This window comes from Polaromonas sp. AET17H-212 (assembly GCF_002379085.1).
Classification (GTDB): domain Bacteria; phylum Pseudomonadota; class Gammaproteobacteria; order Burkholderiales; family Burkholderiaceae_C; genus Polaromonas.
The window spans coordinates 1-15,660 of sequence record NZ_NBZW01000014.1 but is presented as its reverse complement, the minus strand read 5'-3'; the positions used below and the strand labels follow the sequence as shown (position 1 = coordinate 15,660).

The 15,660-nt window shown below is 65.5% G+C and carries 16 protein-coding genes; 7 read left to right on the top strand and 9 right to left on the bottom strand.

Going from position 1 to position 15,660, the window contains the following annotated elements; all coding sequences use genetic code 11:
• Nucleotides 1-73: 73 nt before the first annotated feature.
• Nucleotides 74-646 (bottom strand): TetR/AcrR family transcriptional regulator, encoded by a 573-nt coding sequence (locus tag B7G53_RS12275; protein ID WP_096668022.1) that lies wholly within the window; start codon nucleotides 644-646, stop codon nucleotides 74-76.
• 83 nt (nucleotides 647-729) lie between these two features.
• Between B7G53_RS12275 and pdxH the strand changes: the two genes are divergently transcribed.
• Nucleotides 730-1,377, top strand: a complete 648-nt coding sequence (gene pdxH / locus B7G53_RS12270; RefSeq protein ID WP_096668020.1) for a pyridoxamine 5'-phosphate oxidase — start codon at nucleotides 730-732, stop codon at nucleotides 1,375-1,377.
• 11 nt (nucleotides 1,378-1,388) lie between these two features.
• Here the strand turns inward: pdxH and folK are convergent, their stop codons facing one another.
• From folK to B7G53_RS12245, 5 genes are all read right to left on the bottom strand, one after another.
• Nucleotides 1,389-1,904, bottom strand: a complete 516-nt coding sequence (gene folK / locus B7G53_RS12265; RefSeq protein WP_096668018.1) for a 2-amino-4-hydroxy-6-hydroxymethyldihydropteridine diphosphokinase — start codon at nucleotides 1,902-1,904, stop codon at nucleotides 1,389-1,391.
• Between the two features lie 10 nt (nucleotides 1,905-1,914).
• Entirely contained in the window at nucleotides 1,915-3,513 is a 1,599-nt protein-coding gene (gene pcnB / locus B7G53_RS12260) for a polynucleotide adenylyltransferase PcnB (protein ID WP_096668016.1), read from the bottom strand.
• A 62-nt stretch (nucleotides 3,514-3,575) separates the two neighbouring features.
• The gene (locus B7G53_RS12255) at nucleotides 3,576-4,265 is read right to left on the bottom strand and encodes an HAD family hydrolase (protein WP_096668014.1); all 690 of its coding nucleotides are present in this window, start codon (nucleotides 4,263-4,265) and stop codon (nucleotides 3,576-3,578) included.
• The gene (gene hda, locus B7G53_RS12250) at nucleotides 4,262-4,948 is read right to left on the bottom strand and encodes a DnaA regulatory inactivator Hda (RefSeq protein WP_096668012.1); all 687 of its coding nucleotides are present in this window, start codon (nucleotides 4,946-4,948) and stop codon (nucleotides 4,262-4,264) included. Before hda ends, B7G53_RS12255 begins: the two co-directional genes overlap by 4 nt.
• 17 nt (nucleotides 4,949-4,965) lie before the next feature.
• Complete coding sequence (locus tag B7G53_RS12245; protein WP_096668010.1) at nucleotides 4,966-6,036, bottom strand: AI-2E family transporter; 1,071 nt, start codon at nucleotides 6,034-6,036, stop codon at nucleotides 4,966-4,968.
• A gap of 94 nt (nucleotides 6,037-6,130) precedes the next feature.
• Here B7G53_RS12245 and purM point away from each other — a divergent pair, with 94 nt between their 5' ends.
• From purM to B7G53_RS12230, 3 genes are all read left to right on the top strand, one after another.
• Nucleotides 6,131-7,171: a phosphoribosylformylglycinamidine cyclo-ligase gene (gene purM, locus B7G53_RS12240; RefSeq protein WP_096668008.1), complete on the top strand. Its 1,041-nt coding sequence runs from the start codon at nucleotides 6,131-6,133 to the stop codon at nucleotides 7,169-7,171.
• Nucleotides 7,172-7,204: 33 nt separating this feature from the next.
• Nucleotides 7,205-8,431 carry an MFS transporter gene (locus tag B7G53_RS12235; protein WP_096668006.1) on the top strand — a complete coding sequence of 409 codons (1,227 nt, stop codon included), beginning with the start codon at nucleotides 7,205-7,207 and terminating at the stop codon, nucleotides 8,429-8,431.
• 111 nt (nucleotides 8,432-8,542) lie between these two features.
• Complete coding sequence (locus B7G53_RS12230) at nucleotides 8,543-9,478, top strand: ParA family protein (RefSeq protein WP_096668004.1); 936 nt, start codon at nucleotides 8,543-8,545, stop codon at nucleotides 9,476-9,478.
• A gap of 144 nt (nucleotides 9,479-9,622) precedes the next feature.
• On the opposite strand, the gene B7G53_RS12225 is transcribed toward B7G53_RS12230, so the two are convergent.
• Nucleotides 9,623-10,474: a SirB1 family protein gene (locus B7G53_RS12225; RefSeq protein ID WP_096668002.1), complete on the bottom strand. Its 852-nt coding sequence runs from the start codon at nucleotides 10,472-10,474 to the stop codon at nucleotides 9,623-9,625.
• A 54-nt stretch (nucleotides 10,475-10,528) separates the two neighbouring features.
• Nucleotides 10,529-12,094 (bottom strand): murein biosynthesis integral membrane protein MurJ, encoded by a 1,566-nt coding sequence (gene murJ, locus B7G53_RS12220; protein WP_096668000.1) that lies wholly within the window; start codon nucleotides 12,092-12,094, stop codon nucleotides 10,529-10,531.
• A gap of 233 nt (nucleotides 12,095-12,327) precedes the next feature.
• Here murJ and rpsT point away from each other — a divergent pair, with 233 nt between their 5' ends.
• Nucleotides 12,328-12,636, top strand: coding sequence for a 30S ribosomal protein S20 (rpsT, locus tag B7G53_RS12215; RefSeq protein WP_096667998.1), 309 nt, complete (start codon nucleotides 12,328-12,330; stop codon nucleotides 12,634-12,636).
• A gap of 250 nt (nucleotides 12,637-12,886) precedes the next feature.
• Here the strand turns inward: rpsT and B7G53_RS12210 are convergent, their stop codons facing one another.
• Nucleotides 12,887-13,198, bottom strand: coding sequence for a DUF3579 domain-containing protein (locus B7G53_RS12210; protein ID WP_096667996.1), 312 nt, complete (start codon nucleotides 13,196-13,198; stop codon nucleotides 12,887-12,889).
• 229 nt (nucleotides 13,199-13,427) lie between these two features.
• On the opposite strand from B7G53_RS12210, the gene B7G53_RS12205 reads away from it, so the two are divergent.
• The gene (locus B7G53_RS12205; protein ID WP_096667994.1) at nucleotides 13,428-14,651 is read left to right on the top strand and encodes an aspartate aminotransferase family protein; all 1,224 of its coding nucleotides are present in this window, start codon (nucleotides 13,428-13,430) and stop codon (nucleotides 14,649-14,651) included.
• Complete coding sequence (argF, locus tag B7G53_RS12200; protein ID WP_096667992.1) at nucleotides 14,648-15,583, top strand: ornithine carbamoyltransferase; 936 nt, start codon at nucleotides 14,648-14,650, stop codon at nucleotides 15,581-15,583. The genes B7G53_RS12205 and argF overlap by 4 nt, the downstream gene beginning before the upstream one ends.
• Nucleotides 15,584-15,660: the final 77 nt, after the last annotated feature.

Genomic DNA, 15,660 nt, shown 5'->3' with positions numbered 1-15,660 from the left:
TTTTTTTGTGAGGAAAAAGCTGACGAATTCTTATTCGCTTAAATTAGGTGGGCATTAGCATGACGCGTGGCGCTCAGGCCTTGATGGCGTCCCAGCACAGGCTGAAGGCTGCCTGCTGCACCGCCTCGTCGTCGGGCAACACGCCGGTGCGGATCAGGTTGGCGGTTTCGCGCACCGAGCCGACCACACTGGCCGTCAGCAGCGGCAGCGGCACCGGCTTGAAAATCTCCTGCTGCTGGCCCTCTTCCATCAGCGCCAGGAAACCGGCGGCGAGGCGGGTCGACAGTTCGCGGTTGCCCTGCGAGAACCAGGGCGAGTTGTAGTACTGCTCCTGGAACACCACTTCGGCATAACGCTCGAGCCGGTGCCGCAGCAGGTTGCCCCAGATGCGGCGCACCCGGCTGCGCAGCGAGGCGCCCGGCACCACACCGTCCATCAGGCGCTGCATGGTGGCGGTTTTGGCCTCCTGGTAGAGCTGGCTGATGAGTTCGTCCTTGGACGGGTAATACACGTACAGCGTGCTGGTGGCGATGCCGGCCGTGCGGGCGATGTCGGCCATGGTCAGGCCGCTCAGGCCGGTCTGGGCCACCAGGGTAAAGGTGGCCTCGGCGATCGCACGCTGCTTTTCGTCGTCTTTGGGTTTCATCGGAAGCAGGAATATAAACGAATATTAATTCGCTTTCAAGCGCACCCCTTCCCGCGCCCGGTGGACCGTGCACAATCGCAGGCATGAGCCCACCCACCTCCATTGCCGACTTGCGCAAAAGTTACGAACGCGCCGAACTCAACGAAGAGGCGTCGCATGCCGATCCGCTGCAACAATTCGACCAGTGGCTCAAGGAAGCCATCGCGGCCGAGGTGCCCGAGCCCAATGCGATGACGGTGGCCACGGTGGCCGCCAACGGGCGTCCGTCGACCCGCGTCGTGCTGATCAAAGGGTATGACGAGCGCGGCATCGTCTGGTACACCAACTACGACAGCCGCAAGGGCCAGGAGCTGGCCGCCAACCCCTTTGCCGCGCTGCAGTTTCACTGGGTCGAGCTCGAGCGCGTGGTGCGCATCGAAGGTCTGGTTGAAAAAGTGTCTTCCGAGGAAAGCGACGCCTACTTCCACAGCCGGCCACTCGATTCGCGCATTGGCGCCTGGGCCAGCCCGCAAAGCCAGGTGATCTCCGGCCGCAGCGTGCTGGTGGCCAATGCGGCGAAGTACGGCGCGAAATTTTTGCTGCAGCCGCCACGGCCGCCGCACTGGGGCGGCTACCGGCTCAAGCCCGACAACTGGCAGTTCTGGCAGGGCCGCAAGAGCCGGCTGCATGACCGGCTGCGCTACACGCCGCAGGACGGGGGCGGCTGGCTGCGTGAGCGCCTGGCGCCCTGAAGCCGGCCGCCTCAGGCATCCAGCCGCCGGATCACCTGATCCGCTACCGCCTCGAGTTGCGCCCGCGGTACCAGCGCCGGGGCAATTTCCGCCAGCGGCACCAGCACAAAAGCCCGTTGCGCCATGCGCGGGTGCGGCACGGTGAGGCGGGCTGAATCGATGCGGCCACTGCCGTACAAAAGAAGATCAAGGTCCAGCGTGCGCGGCGCGTTGCGGTAGGGCCGCTCGCGGCCGGCGGCCTGCTCCAGGGCCTGCAGCCGGCGCAGCAGCTCGGGCGCGCTCAGGGTCGTCTGTACTTCCACCACGGCATTGATGTAGTCACCACCGGCGGCCGGGCCGGGCGTGTCGCCCGCGTCGGCCAGCGGCGCGGTCCGGTACAGGCTGGAGCGGCGGGTGACCTCGGTCAGCGGCAGGTCAGACAAAGCGTCCATGGCTGCCCGCACCGCCGCGGCGGCGTCGCCGAGGTTGGCGCCCAGCGCGACGTAAGCCGTGACAACATCGGACCGCTGGCGCAGGGCCGTCCCCATGCCGGCTGACTTAAAAGTCGGTGGGGGCGTCCGACGCCGGACCGGCAGCCGGGCCACCTTCGCGGTTGGCCGGCTTGCGGCGGCGGCGGCGCTTTTTGGCGGGGGCGGGTTCACCGAACTCGCCGGTTTCCGGCGCAGGTGCCGGGCCATGACCGGCATCGTCACTGCGTGGCGCATCGCCTTCGGCGCGTTTGACGCGGGTACGCGCTGGCTGCGGTTTTTTCGACTGCTCGAGCCTGGCCTGCTCGATCATCTCGTGGCGTTCGTCGTCGTAGGCGGTGCTGAATTTTTCCCACCACTCGGCGAGTTCAGGCTCGATCTCGCCGGTCTGCGCGCGCAGGCGCAGGAAGTCAAAACCGGCGCGAAAGCGCGGCTGCTCCAGCAGCGAATAAGGCGAGCTGCCGGTGCGTTTCTCAAAACGCGGCTGCATGGTCCAGATCTCGCGCATGTCGGTGCCCAGCTTGCCGCGGCCGGACACGTCGCCGATCTTGGCATTGAAGGCATCGTCGATCGCATCCTGCAGCGCAGGCATGGTGTGCTCGCCGCGCTTGAGGCGCCGCGCCCAGCCTTCGCGCACATCGGCCCAGAGCACACAGGACAGCAGAAAGCTGGGCGCGACCGGCTTGCCTTCGCCGACACGGCGGTCGGTGTCGAGCAGCGCCAGTTGCAGGAACGGTTCTTCCGACGTGTCCACCACCACATCCAGCAAGGGGTAGATGCCGGTATTCAGCCCGAGGAACTTGAGCTGCTCGATGCTGGCCAGCGAGTGGCCGGTTTGCAGCAGCTTGAGCATTTCGTCAAACAGGCGCGACTGCGGCACGTCGGCCAGCAGGCCTTTCATCTCGCGCAGGGGCGCCACGGTCTTGTCTTCAAACTTGAAACCCAGATCGCTGAGCTTGGCGGCAAAACGCACGGCGCGGATGATGCGCACCGGGTCTTCGCGGTAACGCGTGGCCGGATCGCCAATCATGCGGATGATTTTTTTCTTCGCGTCGCGGATGCCGTGGTGGTAGTCGACCACGATCTGCGTCTCCGGGTCGTAATACATGGCGTTGATGGTGAAGTCGCGCCGTGCGGCATCTTCTTCCATCGGGCCCCAGACGTTGTCGCGCAGCACGCGGCCGGAGGCGTCCACGGCGTGTTTCATGCCTGCGAGTTCGCTCTTGCTGGTGCGCTCGTTGCCGCCGACCTGCTCGGCCAGGCTGCTGTCCAGGTGCGCGCGGAAGGTCGAGACCTCAATCACCTCGTGCTCGCGGCCGCGGCCGTAAATCACGTGCACGATGCGAAAGCGCCGGCCAATGATGAAGGCGCGGCGGAACAGCGACTTGACCTGCTCGGGCGTGGCGTTGGTAGCCACATCGAAGTCCTTGGGACGCAGGCCGACCAGCAGATCGCGCACCGCACCGCCGACGATGAAGGCCTCGTAGCCGGCCCGCTTGAGGGTGTGCACCACGTCCATCGCGCGTTCATCGACCAGCTTGGGGTCGATCGCATGGTCCTGCGGGCCGACTTCGCGGCGCTCCCCGAAAACTGATTTTTTGGACCGGGTGGCACCGCTGGCGGGACTGGCAGACTTGCCAAACAGCTTGTCGATAAATTTTTTGATCATGGAATCAGGAGATTGTGCCGGGCTGGCCGCGCTTGCAGGGCAAGGGGCCTGGCCTCCAGCAGTTAGAACAGCTCAAGTATGCGCCATCCGCGCTCGGTGGCGATCGCCCGCAGGCGTTCCTCGGGGTTGGTGGCCACCGGGTGCGTGACTTTTTCCAGCAAGGGCAGATCGTTCATGGAGTCGCTGTAAAAAGTGCTCTCCACCACCTCCCAGTGCAGCCCGCGGTCGGCCAGCCACTGCTCGACCCGCGCCACCTTGCCTTCCCGGAAAGACGGGATGCCGCGGATTTCACCGGTCAGCTGGCCGCCGGCGTCACGCTCGAGTTCCACCGCAATCAGCTCGGCCACCCCGAACGCGTCGGCGATGGGCCGGGTCACGAATTCGTTGGTGGCCGTGACGATCACGGTGTCGTCACCCGCCGCCTGGTGGCTGCGGACCAGGTCCAGCGCCGCGGCTTGGATGCCTTTTTGCACGATTTCGCTCATGAAACGGTCGTGGGCTGCTATCGATTTTGTAGCACCCTGCTCCCGGATGGCCTGGGTGGCAAAACGCATGTAGTCATGGATGTCGAGCGTGCCGGCCTGGTAGTGGGCATAAAACTCGGCGTTGCGGCGCTTGAACTCGTGGCCCTCGCACCAGCCCAGTGCAATCGTGAACTCGCCCCATTCGTAGTCGGAATCGATGGGAATCAGGGTGTGGTCGAGATCGAACAGGGCTACGCGCCGTTTTGCGGCGCCCGGGCGTGATGTCACAGTGTCTCCAGCATGGATTTGATCAGCGGAATCGTGATCGCGCGCTGGGTCTGCAGCGCGTAGGCGTCGAGCTGGTCCAGCAGCTGCATCAGGTTGCCGAGGTCGCGCGAGAAGCGGCTCAGGATGAAATCCATGGCCTCGTCGCTGAGGAACACGCCGCGCGCGTCGGCCTCCTGGCGCAGCACCGCACGGCGTTCCGTCTCGGTCAGGGCCTGCAGCGCAAACACATGGCCCCAGCCCAGGCGCGTGCGCAAATCCTCGCGCAGGGCCAGGTCGGCCGGTGGCGCGTTGCCGGCCGCCAGCACCCAGCGCGGGTGGCCGTCGGGTGCGTTCAGCGCATTGACGAACCAGTTGAAGGCCGCCTGCTGCTGCACCGCGGTGTACAGATGGCAGTCGTCCATGATCACCGCCGCCCATTTTTCATTGAATTCGGGCGGCTCCAGCATGGAAGCATCGAGCCAGCCCACCGAGGCGCCCTGCTCGCGCAGCGTCTCGCTGACGGCCTTGAGCAGATGGGTCTTGCCGCTGCCGGGCTCGCCCCACAGGTAGGTCGGCACCGGCGAACGCAGGCTGTTGCCGGCCCACAGCTCCAGGTGCCGGAGCGCCGCCTCGTTGGGTCCGGCAAAAAAATTGGCGAACGACGGCGGTGAGGCCAGCCCGATGTCCAGTGCAATCTGCTTCATGCCTGCCATTGTCGTCCTCAGCTTTGGTACAGCTTGCTCAGCATGTAGCTGGCCCGCATGCGGCGAATCGCCACCAGCAGCACGGCGCTGGCCGGCAAGGCAATCAGCACGCCGAGAAAGCCGAACAGCTGCCCGAAAGCCAGCAGCGCAAAAATGACGGCCAGCGGGTGCAGGCCAATACGCTCACCGACCAGCCGCGGGGTCAGGTAAAAACTCTCGACCAGTTGCCCCGCGCCATACACGCCGGCAACCACCAGCACGCCATACAGACCGCCGAACTGGAGGACACCGGCCAGCAGGGCCAGCACCAGCCCCAGTCCGAAGCCCAGGTAAGGGATGAAAAACGCCAGGCCGGTGAACACACCCACCGGCACGGCCAGGTCGAACCCGAACAGGGCCAGCGCCACGCTGAAATAAACCGCCAGCGTCCCCATGACCAGAAACTGGCCGCGCAGGTACTGGCCCAGCACCAGGTCGGACTCGGCCATGAAGCTGTCAAACGAAGCGCGCAGCTTGGGCGGCACCAGTTCGACCACGAGGCCGACGAAACGGTCCCAGTCCTTGAGCAGGAAAAACAGGGCCACCGGAATCAGCACGCCATTGCCCACGATGGCCAGTGCCACGCTGCCGCCCAGCTTGAGCGAGGACAGGACCGAGCCGAAGGCATCTTCAAAATTGGCGTTGAGGTACTTCACGACAAAGGCCTTGATGCTGGCCACATCCAGCGACACCTTGATGCCGAACTGCGCCAGCCACGGCCCCAGCGCGGCGTTGACGCGATCGGCCAGCAAGGGCAGCTGCTCGCGCAGCAGCGGCAGTTCCTTGGCAAAAATCGGCACCACCAGCAGCAGGATGGACAGCAGAATCAGGATGAACAGGGTCTCCACGATCAGGACGGCCAGCACGCGCGGCATCCGGCCGCGGCCCAGGCCGTCGAGCCAGTTCACCACCGGCGTCAGCACATAGGCCAGCACGGCGGCCACCACAAAAGGCGTCAGCACCGGCCCCAGCAGCCACAACGCCAGCATCACCAGGGCCGCGATCAGGCACCAGGCGGCGGTACGTTTTTGGGTGGAAGTAAATTGCATGCAGGCGGACGGGGGTGAACCCTTAGAATCTTGGCTTGGATTCTATCGGGCTTGCATGTCCGTCCCGCCGGCCTCTTCCCACCACCCAAGCAGCATGACCACCTCCTCCCCTTCCCCCCTGAGCTACAAAGACGCCGGCGTTGACATCGACGCGGGCGACGCCCTGGTTGAACGCATCAAGCCCCTGGCCAAAAAAACCATGCGCGAAGGCGTGCTGGCCGGGATTGGCGGCTTTGGCGCGCTGTTCGAGGTGCCCAAACGCTACAAGGAGCCGGTGCTGGTCAGCGGCACCGATGGCGTCGGCACCAAGCTGCGCCTGGCGTTCGAATGGGCCATGCACGACACGGTGGGCATCGACCTGGTGGCCATGAGCGTCAACGACGTGCTGGTGCAGGGCGCCGAGCCGCTGTTCTTCCTGGACTACTTTGCCTGCGGCAAGCTCGATGTGGACACCGCCGCCGCCGTGGTCGGCGGCATTGCCAAAGGCTGCGAACTCAGCGGCTGCGCATTGATAGGCGGCGAAACCGCCGAAATGCCCGGCATGTACCCCGAGGGCGAGTACGACCTGGCGGGTTTTGCCGTGGGCGCCGTTGAAAAGTCCAAAATCCTCACCGGCAAGGATGTCCAGCCCGGCGACGTGGTGCTGGGCCTGGCCAGCAGCGGCGTGCATTCCAACGGTTTCAGCCTGGTGCGCAAATGTATCGAACGCGCGGGCGCCGACCTGCCCGCGGCGCTGGACGGCCAACCGTTCAGGCAGGCCCTGATGGAACCCACCCGCCTGTACGTCAAAAACGTGCTGGCCGCCCTGGCCGCCCACCCGATCAAGGCGCTGGCCCACATCACCGGCGGCGGCCTGCTGGAAAACATTCCGCGCGTGCTGCCCGAAGGCACGGCCGCCCATCTGAAAAAGGGCAGTTGGCCGCAAACCGAGCTGTTTGCCTGGCTGCAGAAAACCGCCGCCATTTCCGATTTCGAGATGAACCGCACCTTCAACAACGGCATCGGCATGGTCGTGGTGGTGGATGCCGCCCACGCCCAGGCCACCGCCAACACCCTGCGCAACGCCGGCGAGCAGGTGTATGAGATCGGCGTGATTGCGCCCCAAGGCGACGGCGCCGCGGTCACCGTCAGCTAGGGCAGGCGCCACAGGCCCAAGGATCTCGCCGCCATGCCCGGCACCCCTGCTGTCCCGCCCCAACGGCTTCCGGCCGCCATCTGGGCACTGGGCTTTGTCAGCCTGCTGATGGACATCTCCTCCGAGATGATCCACAGCCTGTTGCCCGTTTTCATGGTGACGGTTCTGGGCACCAGCATGTGGGCCGTCGGCCTGATTGAAGGGGTTGCCGAGGCCACGGCCCTGATCGTCAAGGTCTTCTCGGGCGTGCTCAGCGACTACTGGGGCAAGCGCAAACCGCTGGCGGTGCTGGGCTACGGGCTGGGCGCCGCCTCCAAACCCCTGTTTGCGCTGGCCACCACCACCGGCATGGTGCTGACCGCCCGCCTGATCGACCGTACCGGAAAAGGCATACGCGGCGCGCCGCGTGATGCGCTGGTGGCCGATCTGGCCCCGCCCGGCATGCGGGGTGCGGCCTTCGGACTGCGCCAGTCGCTCGACACTGTGGGCGCCTTTGTCGGGCCGCTGCTCGCCATGGGCCTGATGCTGCTCTGGGCCAACGACTTCCGGGCGATCTTCTGGGTCGCCATGGTCCCGGGTTTCATGGCGGTGGCCTTGCTGCTGTTCGGCGTGCAGGAACCCGCACCTGCGCCGGACAGCGCGGCGGCGCCACGCCGCAACCCGATCAGCCGGGACGAGTTGCGGCGCCTGGGGGCGCCGTACTGGCGGGTGGTCGTGATTGGCGCCGTCTTCACCCTCGCGCGTTTCAGCGAAGCCTTTCTGGTGCTGCGCGCGCTGCAGGGCGGCCTGCCCGTCGCCTGGACGCCGCTGGTGCTGATCGGCATGAACATCGTTTACGCCATGGGCGCCTACCCCTTCGGCAAACTGTCGGACCAGATGAGCCACACCAAACTGTTGGCCGGCGGACTGGTGGTGCTGATCGCCGCTGATGTGGTGCTGGCCTCGGGCAACCACTGGACCTTTGTCTGGGCCGGCATTGCCCTGTGGGGCTTGCACATGGCCATGACGCAGGGCCTGCTGGCGACCATGGTGGCCGACGCCGCACCGGCCGACCTGCGCGGGACCGCCTTCGGGTTTTTCAACCTGATGAGCGGCCTGGCCATGCTGCTGGCCAGCACGGTGGCCGGGGTGTTGTGGGACCAGCTGGGCGCCCCGGTGACCTTTGTTGCGGGCGCGGTCTTCAGCCTGGCGGCCTTGGCGCTGCTGGGGTACTGGCGCGGGGCACGGGTCCGCGATGACGCCGTGGCCTCCCCTGAATAAGACATTTTTGCTACAAAAATACTAGCTGCTTGCTCCCGCATTCATTGGGCAGACTGGACTTTTTGACCACCTTGTATCAAACTGTTGCTTCTGTCAGTTTCTGGAGCATTCATGCCGGTCATCGCAGTCGTCAACCGCAAGGGGGGCAGTGGCAAAAGCACGCTGGCCGCCCACATCGCGGCGTGGTGCGCGCGCAATGGCAGCTCGGTCATGCTGGGCGACGTGGACCGGCAGCAATCGGCGCGTGCCTGGCTGAAACGGCGCGACGCCTCGCTGCCGGCCATCGCGCCCTGGGCGGTGGACCAGAAAAACATGTTGCGTGTGCCCACCGGCATCACCCACGTGGTGCTTGACACCCCCGGCGGCATGCACGGCTTTGAACTCGCGCGCGTCGTGATGTTTGCCGACACCATCGTGATGCCGGTGTGCAACTCGATATTCGACCGCGAATCGGCCGAGGCCTGCCACGCCGAACTGATGACCATGCCGCGTGTGGCCAGCGGCCGCTGCCGCCTGGCGGTGGTGGGCATGCGTATCGACGGGCGCACCAATGCCGCCCAGACCCTCGAAGAATGGTCGGAATCGCTGGGCGTGCCTTTTCTGGGCGCCCTGCGCGAAACGCAGCTTTACGTACGCAGCCTGGAGCGTGGCCTGACGATTTTTGACCTGCAGCCCCAGCTGGCCGCTGCCGATCTGGCCCAGTGGGCGCCCATCCTGCAGTGGCTCAAGCCCCAGCTCTATCCGCCGCAGGCCGCCAACGACGGCGCAGGCGTGGTGCGCGCACCGGCGCGCAGCCTGGCGCCCAAAGGCGCGGTGTCACCCCAGACCGCGCCCGGCGAGGTGGTGTCCAGGCGGCTGGGCTCTTTGCCGGGCAGCCTGATGCCGGCCCAGGAGTCCCTGGTTCAGGGTGGCCGCATGTCCACCCTCAGCGCCAGCCGGACCGCGCCCGCCCCGGTGCGGCCCCCGGTCGTGCCCACCCTGGTCCGCCCCGCACGCGCCGTCGACAGCCCGCTGATTCCCCCGTTTTTGAAACGCAGCGCTGGTTAGACAGGCCCCCACGTTCGCTCACTGCGTGTAGCTCTCTGCCCCCCGAGGGGGCGCTGCGCCTGCGGCCCGGCGAAGCCGGTTCCGCGGCCCCTGCTTGAAATAGCCTCCACTCACCCGCTGGCTCCCTGCCCGGGGTGGCCCGGTTCAGCTTTTCTGGCGTCGCAAGCGGGCCAGGCGGTCGGCGATGGCGTCGAGGTCCAGCGCGTCCTCGGCATGCGCGATATAGATCTCCAGATCCGGCACGGCGCGTCCGGCCTCGCCCTGCTCGGCCAGCGCCAGGCCGCGATCGCGGTAGTCGGGCCAGGACGCGGGATGCAGCACGATCAGCCGGTCCTGCACGGCGATCAGCCGCGGCCAGTCCTGCTGGGTCTTGTGGATTTCCTTGAGGTTGCGCAGCATGCGGCTGATGATGTCGCGCGACGGCACCGACTGCAGGTACAGGCCGATCGGCACCTCGAAGTCGTCCACCAGGCCGCTGCGCTGGCGAAACGGCTCCAGCCGCTCGGCGAGCTCTTCGCGGCTCAGTGACTGGCCGGTAAAGGGGTCGATCACCACCTGGCCCTTGGGCAAGTTGACCTTGACCATGAAGTGGCCCGGAAAAGCAATGCCGCGGGCATTGAGCCCGACACCGCCGGCCAGTTCCAGCCAGAGCACCGCCAGCGAGATAGGGATGCCGCGCCGGGTCTTCAGCACCGCGTTCAGGTAGCTGTTGTCGGGGTCGTAGTAGTCATTGATGTTGCCGCCGAAGTTCAGATCGCGGAAGAAAAACTGGTTCAGTGCCCGCAGCCGCTGCAGGGCCGAGGCGTCGGACGGCAAGCGGCGCTTGAGGCGGGCCAGCAGCTGGTCCACATCGCCGAGCACCTGCTCCACATCCAGATCCGGGTACTCGTCCTGGGCCACACTGGCCGCCGCTTCCAGCAGCGGAAAATGCTCATCGCTTTGCACGAGGCTGGCAAAGTACTGCAGGGGCGACGGAACATCCAGATTGAGCGGCATGACGCTACTTTCTCACAAAGCGCCGGGCGACGCGAGTGCCACGACCGAAAAACGTCAGCGCCGCATCAACTTTCGCACTTTCAGGCCGGCGGTCCAAAGCGCTCCGAAATAGATAGCAGCCGACACAGACAGGACAAGGGCCAGCAGCCCGATTCGCTTGAAGGATTCGGCCCGCAGCCCGGTCCAGCTGACGGCCTGGGCGGCCCACATCAAAAAGACCGCGAGCAGCGCCGTGGCGGCCAGCACCTGCAGCAGGAACAGGCCCCAGCCGGGCGACGGCTTGTAGCTGCCGCGCTGGCGCAGGCCGATCAGCAGCCACAGCGCATTGATCAGCGCGCCGATGCCGATGGCCAGCGCCAGCCCGGCGTGTTGCAGCAGCGGCACAAAGGCCAGGTTGAGCAATTGCGTGATCACCAGCACCACCAGGGCAATGCGCACCGGGGTCTTGATGTCCTGGCTCGCGTAAAAACCGGGCGCCAGCACCTTGATGGCCACCAGGCCCACCAGCCCGGCGCCATAGCCCATCAACGCCGTCGTGGTCTGCTGCACATCGCGGTCGGTGAAGGCGCCGTAGTGGTACAGCGTCGCCACCAGCGGCTGGGCGAAGGTCAGCAGGGCGACGGCGCTCGGCACCGCCATCAGCACGACGATGCGCAGGCCCCAGTCCAGCATGGCGGAATAGGCGTCAGCGTCGCCTGCGGCCTTGGCGGCGGCCAGCTGCGGCATCAGCACCACCCCGATGGCCACCCCCAGCATGGCGGTGGGGAACTCCATCAGGCGGTCGGCGTAGGTCAGCCAGCTCACGCTGCCGGGGGTCAGGTGCGAGGCGATCTGGGTGTTGATGATGGTGGAGACATGCGCCACGCTGACCCCCAGCAGCGCCGGCATCATCAGGCGCGCGATGTTTTGGGTGCCGGGGTCGGCCCAAGCGTTGCGGATGGCCGTCCAGCCCAGGCCGATGCGCGGCAACATGCCTATCCGGAGCAGGGCCGGCACCTGCACCGCCAGCTGCAGGGCCCCGCCCAGCATCACGCCGGCGCCCATCGCGTAAATCGGCTCCACGCCCTGGGTCTTGAGCCAGGGCGCACCGAACCAGGCCGCGCCAATCATGGCGAGGTTCAGCAGCACCGGTGTGGCGGCCGGCACGGCAAAGCGCTTCCAGGTGTTCAGAATGCCGGCCGACAGGGCCACCAGCGACATGAAGCCGATGTAGGGAAACATCCAGCGCGTCATGAAAACCGCGGCCTCGAACCCGCGCGGCTCCTGCTTCAGCCCGCTGGCCATCAGCCAGACCAGCACCGGCGCCGCCGCCACCCCGATCACGCAGGTCAGCAGCAGGGCCCAGGCCAGCAAGGTGGCGACCCGGTTGACCAGCACCTGGGTGGCCGCCTCGCCGTTCTGGGCCTTGCTGGCGGCCAGCACCGGCACAAACGCCTGGCTGAATGCACCCTCGGCAAACAGGCGGCGAAACAGGTTGGGAATGCGGAAAGCGACGTTGAAGGCGTCCGTCATGGCGCTGGCGCCAAACGTCGAGGCCACCAGCAGCTCCCGCACCAGACCGGTGATCCGGGACACCAGCGTGAACAGGGAAACGGTGGACGCGGATTTGAAAAGTGACACGGAGGGAGTTTAGCCCGCACAGTCGCCCGTTTGCGGAGCTGGACGTTGCATTGAGGCCTAAACCCAGCAGGGGCCGCGGAACCGGCTTTGCCGGGCCGCAGGCGCAACGGCCCCCTCGGGGGCAGGAAGCTACACGCAGTGAGCGACCATGGGGGCATCAGCTATGGCTGCTATAATCGTGGGCTTTGCTAAGCATCATCCGCAGACCTTTCCTCATTTAAAGGAACACTTATATGGCTACCGCCAAACCCAAGAAAAAGAACCCCCGCCTGGCCTCCGGCCGCAAACGCGTCCGCCAGGACAGCAAACTCAATGCCGCCAACACCTCGCTGCGCTCGAAATACCGCACCGCCGTGAAAAACGTCGAAAAAGCTGTCGCCGCCGGCGACAAGACCAAAGCCACCGAACTCTTCGCCAAGGCGCAGAGCATTGTGGACACGATCGCCGACAAGGGCATCTTCCACAAGAACAAGGCAGCGCGCGACAAGAGCCGCCTGTCCACCAAGGTCAAGGCACTCGCCCTGGCCACTCCCGCCGCGTAATACCCACCGCCTGAGCAATCAGGCAACCCGCCCGGACTGATCTTCAGTCCGCCGTTCTGCAGGGTGCGCTGCCAGCAAAGCAAAAAAGCCGTCTTTCGACGGCTTTTTTGTTTTCCGCTCCCTCCAAGGATGAGTCAGAACGCGTAGCGAGCGGATGCAAGGCAAGGCGCACGAAGCGCAACAACCGGAAAGTGAGCTACATGAGGATGGCGAACACCGCGCAACGCCGCATGGCGCCCGCGCAGCAGCGTTAGGGCTTGTCCGGAATCAGGCAGGCCTCGGCGATCTGCAAATCGTTGTCCTTGGCGAAATTGATCGCAAAGTCCCAGGCCATGGGCTCGGCGTCGCGCAACTCGCTGTTGACCACCACACACTTGACGCCGTTGATCACCGTGGGCACACACCACGGGGAATAGGTCAGATGGCTGCCGGGCTGCGGGCCACCGGGGCGGAACTGGCTCATCACCCCGCACAGCCGGTCCGCCCAGTCGCTGGGGCGGAAGGTTTTGCCGTCGCGGGTGATGCCTTGAATGAAGACTTCTTTGGCGGTGTTGGAGACCATCGGGTGGAGGGTTTTGGCGTGCCCGGGGCCAGGATCGAGCCCCATGTTGCAGCGCACAACGATTCTATCTTATATAAGACTGGAGCCTGGGTTTTCCGCCCACACGGCCACGCATGGCTGTGATGCAGGATCCTCACCAAAGGCCGCGGGGTCTGCGCCTAAAATCACTTCAGAGCCGCCGCCTCGATGGCGGCCTCCCTGTTTTTCAGCCCTGTCCCCGGAGTTTCCAATGACCGCAGCCCTTCCCCAGCACATCGAAGCCGCTTCCCCCCACGTGATGAACACCTACGGCCGTCTGCCGATAGCCTTGTCGCATGGCCAGGGCTGCCGCGTCTGGGACGTCAACGGCAAGGTCTACCTCGACGCGCTGGGCGGCATTGCGGTCAACACGCTGGGCCACAACCACCCGAAGCTGGTGCCGGCCCTGCAGGACCAGATTGGCAAGATCATCCACAGCTCCAACTACTACCACGTGCCCAACCAGGAAGTGCTGGCGGCCAAACTGGTCGAGCTGTCGGGCCTGGAAAACGTGTTTTTCTGCTCCACCGGCCTGGAAGCCAATGAGGCCGCGCTGAAGCTGGCGCGCAAGTTCGGCCACGACAAGGGCATTGAACGCCCGGAAATCGTGGTGTACGAAAAAGCCTTTCATGGCCGCAGCATTGCCACGCTGAGCGCCACCGGCAACCCCAAGGTGCAGGCTGGTTTTGGCCCGCTGGTCGAAGGGTTCATCCGCGTGCCGCTCAACGACGTGGCCGCGCTGGAAAGCGCCACCGCCGGCAACCCGAATGTGGTGGCCGTCTTTTTTGAGGCCATCCAGGGAGAAGGCGGCGTCAACCCGATGGACGCCGACTACCTGCGGCAGGTGCGTGCCCTGTGTGACAAGCGCGACTGGCTGCTGATGATCGACGAAGTGCAGTGCGGCATGGGCCGCACCGGCAAGTGGTTCGCCCACCAGTGGGCCGGCATCAAGCCGGACGTGATGCCGCTGGCCAAGGGCCTGGGCTCGGGGGTGCCGGTCGGCGCGGTCGTGGCGGGTCCAAAAGCGGCGCACATCTTTGCCCCTGGCAACCACGGCACCACCTTCGGCGGCAACCCGCTGGCCATGCGCGCCGGGGTGGAGACCATCCGGATCATGGAAGAAGAGGGCCTGCTGGCCAATGCCGCCAAGGTGGGCGCACACCTGAAGTCCGCCCTCGGCCGCGAACTGGCTGCCGAGTTGGCTTCGGGCGCAGTCCAGGAAATCCGCGGCATGGGCCTGATGCTGGGCATCGACCTGGCCAAACCCTGCGGCGACCTGGTCAAACGCGCTGCCGACAAAGGCCTGTTGATCAGCGTGACGGCCGACAGCGTGATCCGGCTGGTGCCGCCGCTGATCATCACGCAAGCCGAGGCTGACGAAGTCGTGGCCATTTTGTGCCCGCTGATCAAGCAGTTGCTGGCGGAGAAACCATGAGCACCCCGGCCAACACGGCGATCCGCCACTACCTGCAGTTCAGCGACCTCAATGCCGCCGAGTACGCCTACGTCTTCGAGCGCGCCGCCCTCATCAAGAAAAAATTCAAGGCCTACGACAAACACCAGCCGCTGGTGGACCGCACGCTGGCCATGATTTTCGAAAAGGCCTCGACCCGCACCCGCGTCAGTTTTGAAGCCGGCATGTACCAGCTCGGCGGCTCCGTGGTGCACCTGACCACCGGCGACAGCCAGCTGGGCCGCGCCGAGCCAATCGAGGACAGCGCCAAGGTCATCAGCCGCATGGTGGACCTGGTGATGATCCGCACCTACGAACAAACCAAGATCGAGCTGTTTGCCGAACACTCGCGTGTGCCGGTGATCAATGGCCTGACCAACGAGTTCCACCCCTGCCAGATCCTGGCCGACATCTTCACCTACATCGAGCACCGCGGCTCGATCAAGGGCAAGACGGTGGCCTGGGTCGGCGACGGCAACAACATGGCCAACACCTGGCTGCAGGCCAGCGAGATCCTCGGCTTCAAGGTGCACCTGAGCACACCGACCGGCTACGAGGTGGACCAGTCGGTGGCCGGCATCCGCTCGGCCGATAGCTACCAGGTCTTCAAGGACCCGATGCAGGCCTGCGCCGGCGCCGACCTGGTCACCACCGACGTCTGGACCAGCATGGGTTATGAAGCCGAGAACGAAGAACGCAAGAAGGCGTTTGCCGACTGGTGTGTGGACAGCGACATGATGAAGGCCGCCAAACCCGACGCCCTCTTCATGCATTGCCTGCCGGCGCACCGTGGTGAAGAAGTCGAAGCCGATGTGATCGACGGGCCGCAGTCGGTGGTCTGGGACGAGGCGGAAAACCGCTTGCACGTGCAGAAGGCACTCATGGAGTTTTTGCTGCTGGGCAAGGTTGCGTAAGTTAACGGAGCGGCATCACGCTGCGTCTGCGGTTCGCTCTGGACAGTAGGAGCGACTCCCCACTCCCACCCCTAACC

What these genes read in the sequence shown, in the direction of transcription:
- B7G53_RS12225 (WP_096668002.1), bottom strand. Translation starts at nt 10,474, where the DNA reads ATGCCGCTCAATCTGGATGTTCCGTCGCCCCTGCAGTACTTTGCCAGC.
- pdxH (WP_096668020.1), top strand. Translation starts at nt 730, where the DNA reads ATGAGCCCACCCACCTCCATTGCCGACTTGCGCAAAAGTTACGAACGC.
- purM (WP_096668008.1), top strand. Translation starts at nt 6,131, where the DNA reads ATGACCACCTCCTCCCCTTCCCCCCTGAGCTACAAAGACGCCGGCGTT.
- B7G53_RS12235 (WP_096668006.1), top strand. Translation starts at nt 7,205, where the DNA reads ATGCCCGGCACCCCTGCTGTCCCGCCCCAACGGCTTCCGGCCGCCATC.
- folK (WP_096668018.1), bottom strand. Translation starts at nt 1,904, where the DNA reads ATGGGGACGGCCCTGCGCCAGCGGTCCGATGTTGTCACGGCTTACGTC.
- B7G53_RS12275 (WP_096668022.1), bottom strand. Translation starts at nt 646, where the DNA reads ATGAAACCCAAAGACGACGAAAAGCAGCGTGCGATCGCCGAGGCCACC.
- argF (WP_096667992.1), top strand. Translation starts at nt 14,648, where the DNA reads ATGAGCACCCCGGCCAACACGGCGATCCGCCACTACCTGCAGTTCAGC.
- pcnB (WP_096668016.1), bottom strand. Translation starts at nt 3,513, where the DNA reads ATGATCAAAAAATTTATCGACAAGCTGTTTGGCAAGTCTGCCAGTCCC.
- B7G53_RS12230 (WP_096668004.1), top strand. Translation starts at nt 8,543, where the DNA reads ATGCCGGTCATCGCAGTCGTCAACCGCAAGGGGGGCAGTGGCAAAAGC.
- B7G53_RS12205 (WP_096667994.1), top strand. Translation starts at nt 13,428, where the DNA reads ATGACCGCAGCCCTTCCCCAGCACATCGAAGCCGCTTCCCCCCACGTG.
- rpsT (WP_096667998.1), top strand. Translation starts at nt 12,328, where the DNA reads ATGGCTACCGCCAAACCCAAGAAAAAGAACCCCCGCCTGGCCTCCGGC.
- hda (WP_096668012.1), bottom strand. Translation starts at nt 4,948, where the DNA reads ATGAAGCAGATTGCACTGGACATCGGGCTGGCCTCACCGCCGTCGTTC.
- B7G53_RS12245 (WP_096668010.1), bottom strand. Translation starts at nt 6,036, where the DNA reads ATGCAATTTACTTCCACCCAAAAACGTACCGCCGCCTGGTGCCTGATC.
- B7G53_RS12210 (WP_096667996.1), bottom strand. Translation starts at nt 13,198, where the DNA reads ATGGTCTCCAACACCGCCAAAGAAGTCTTCATTCAAGGCATCACCCGC.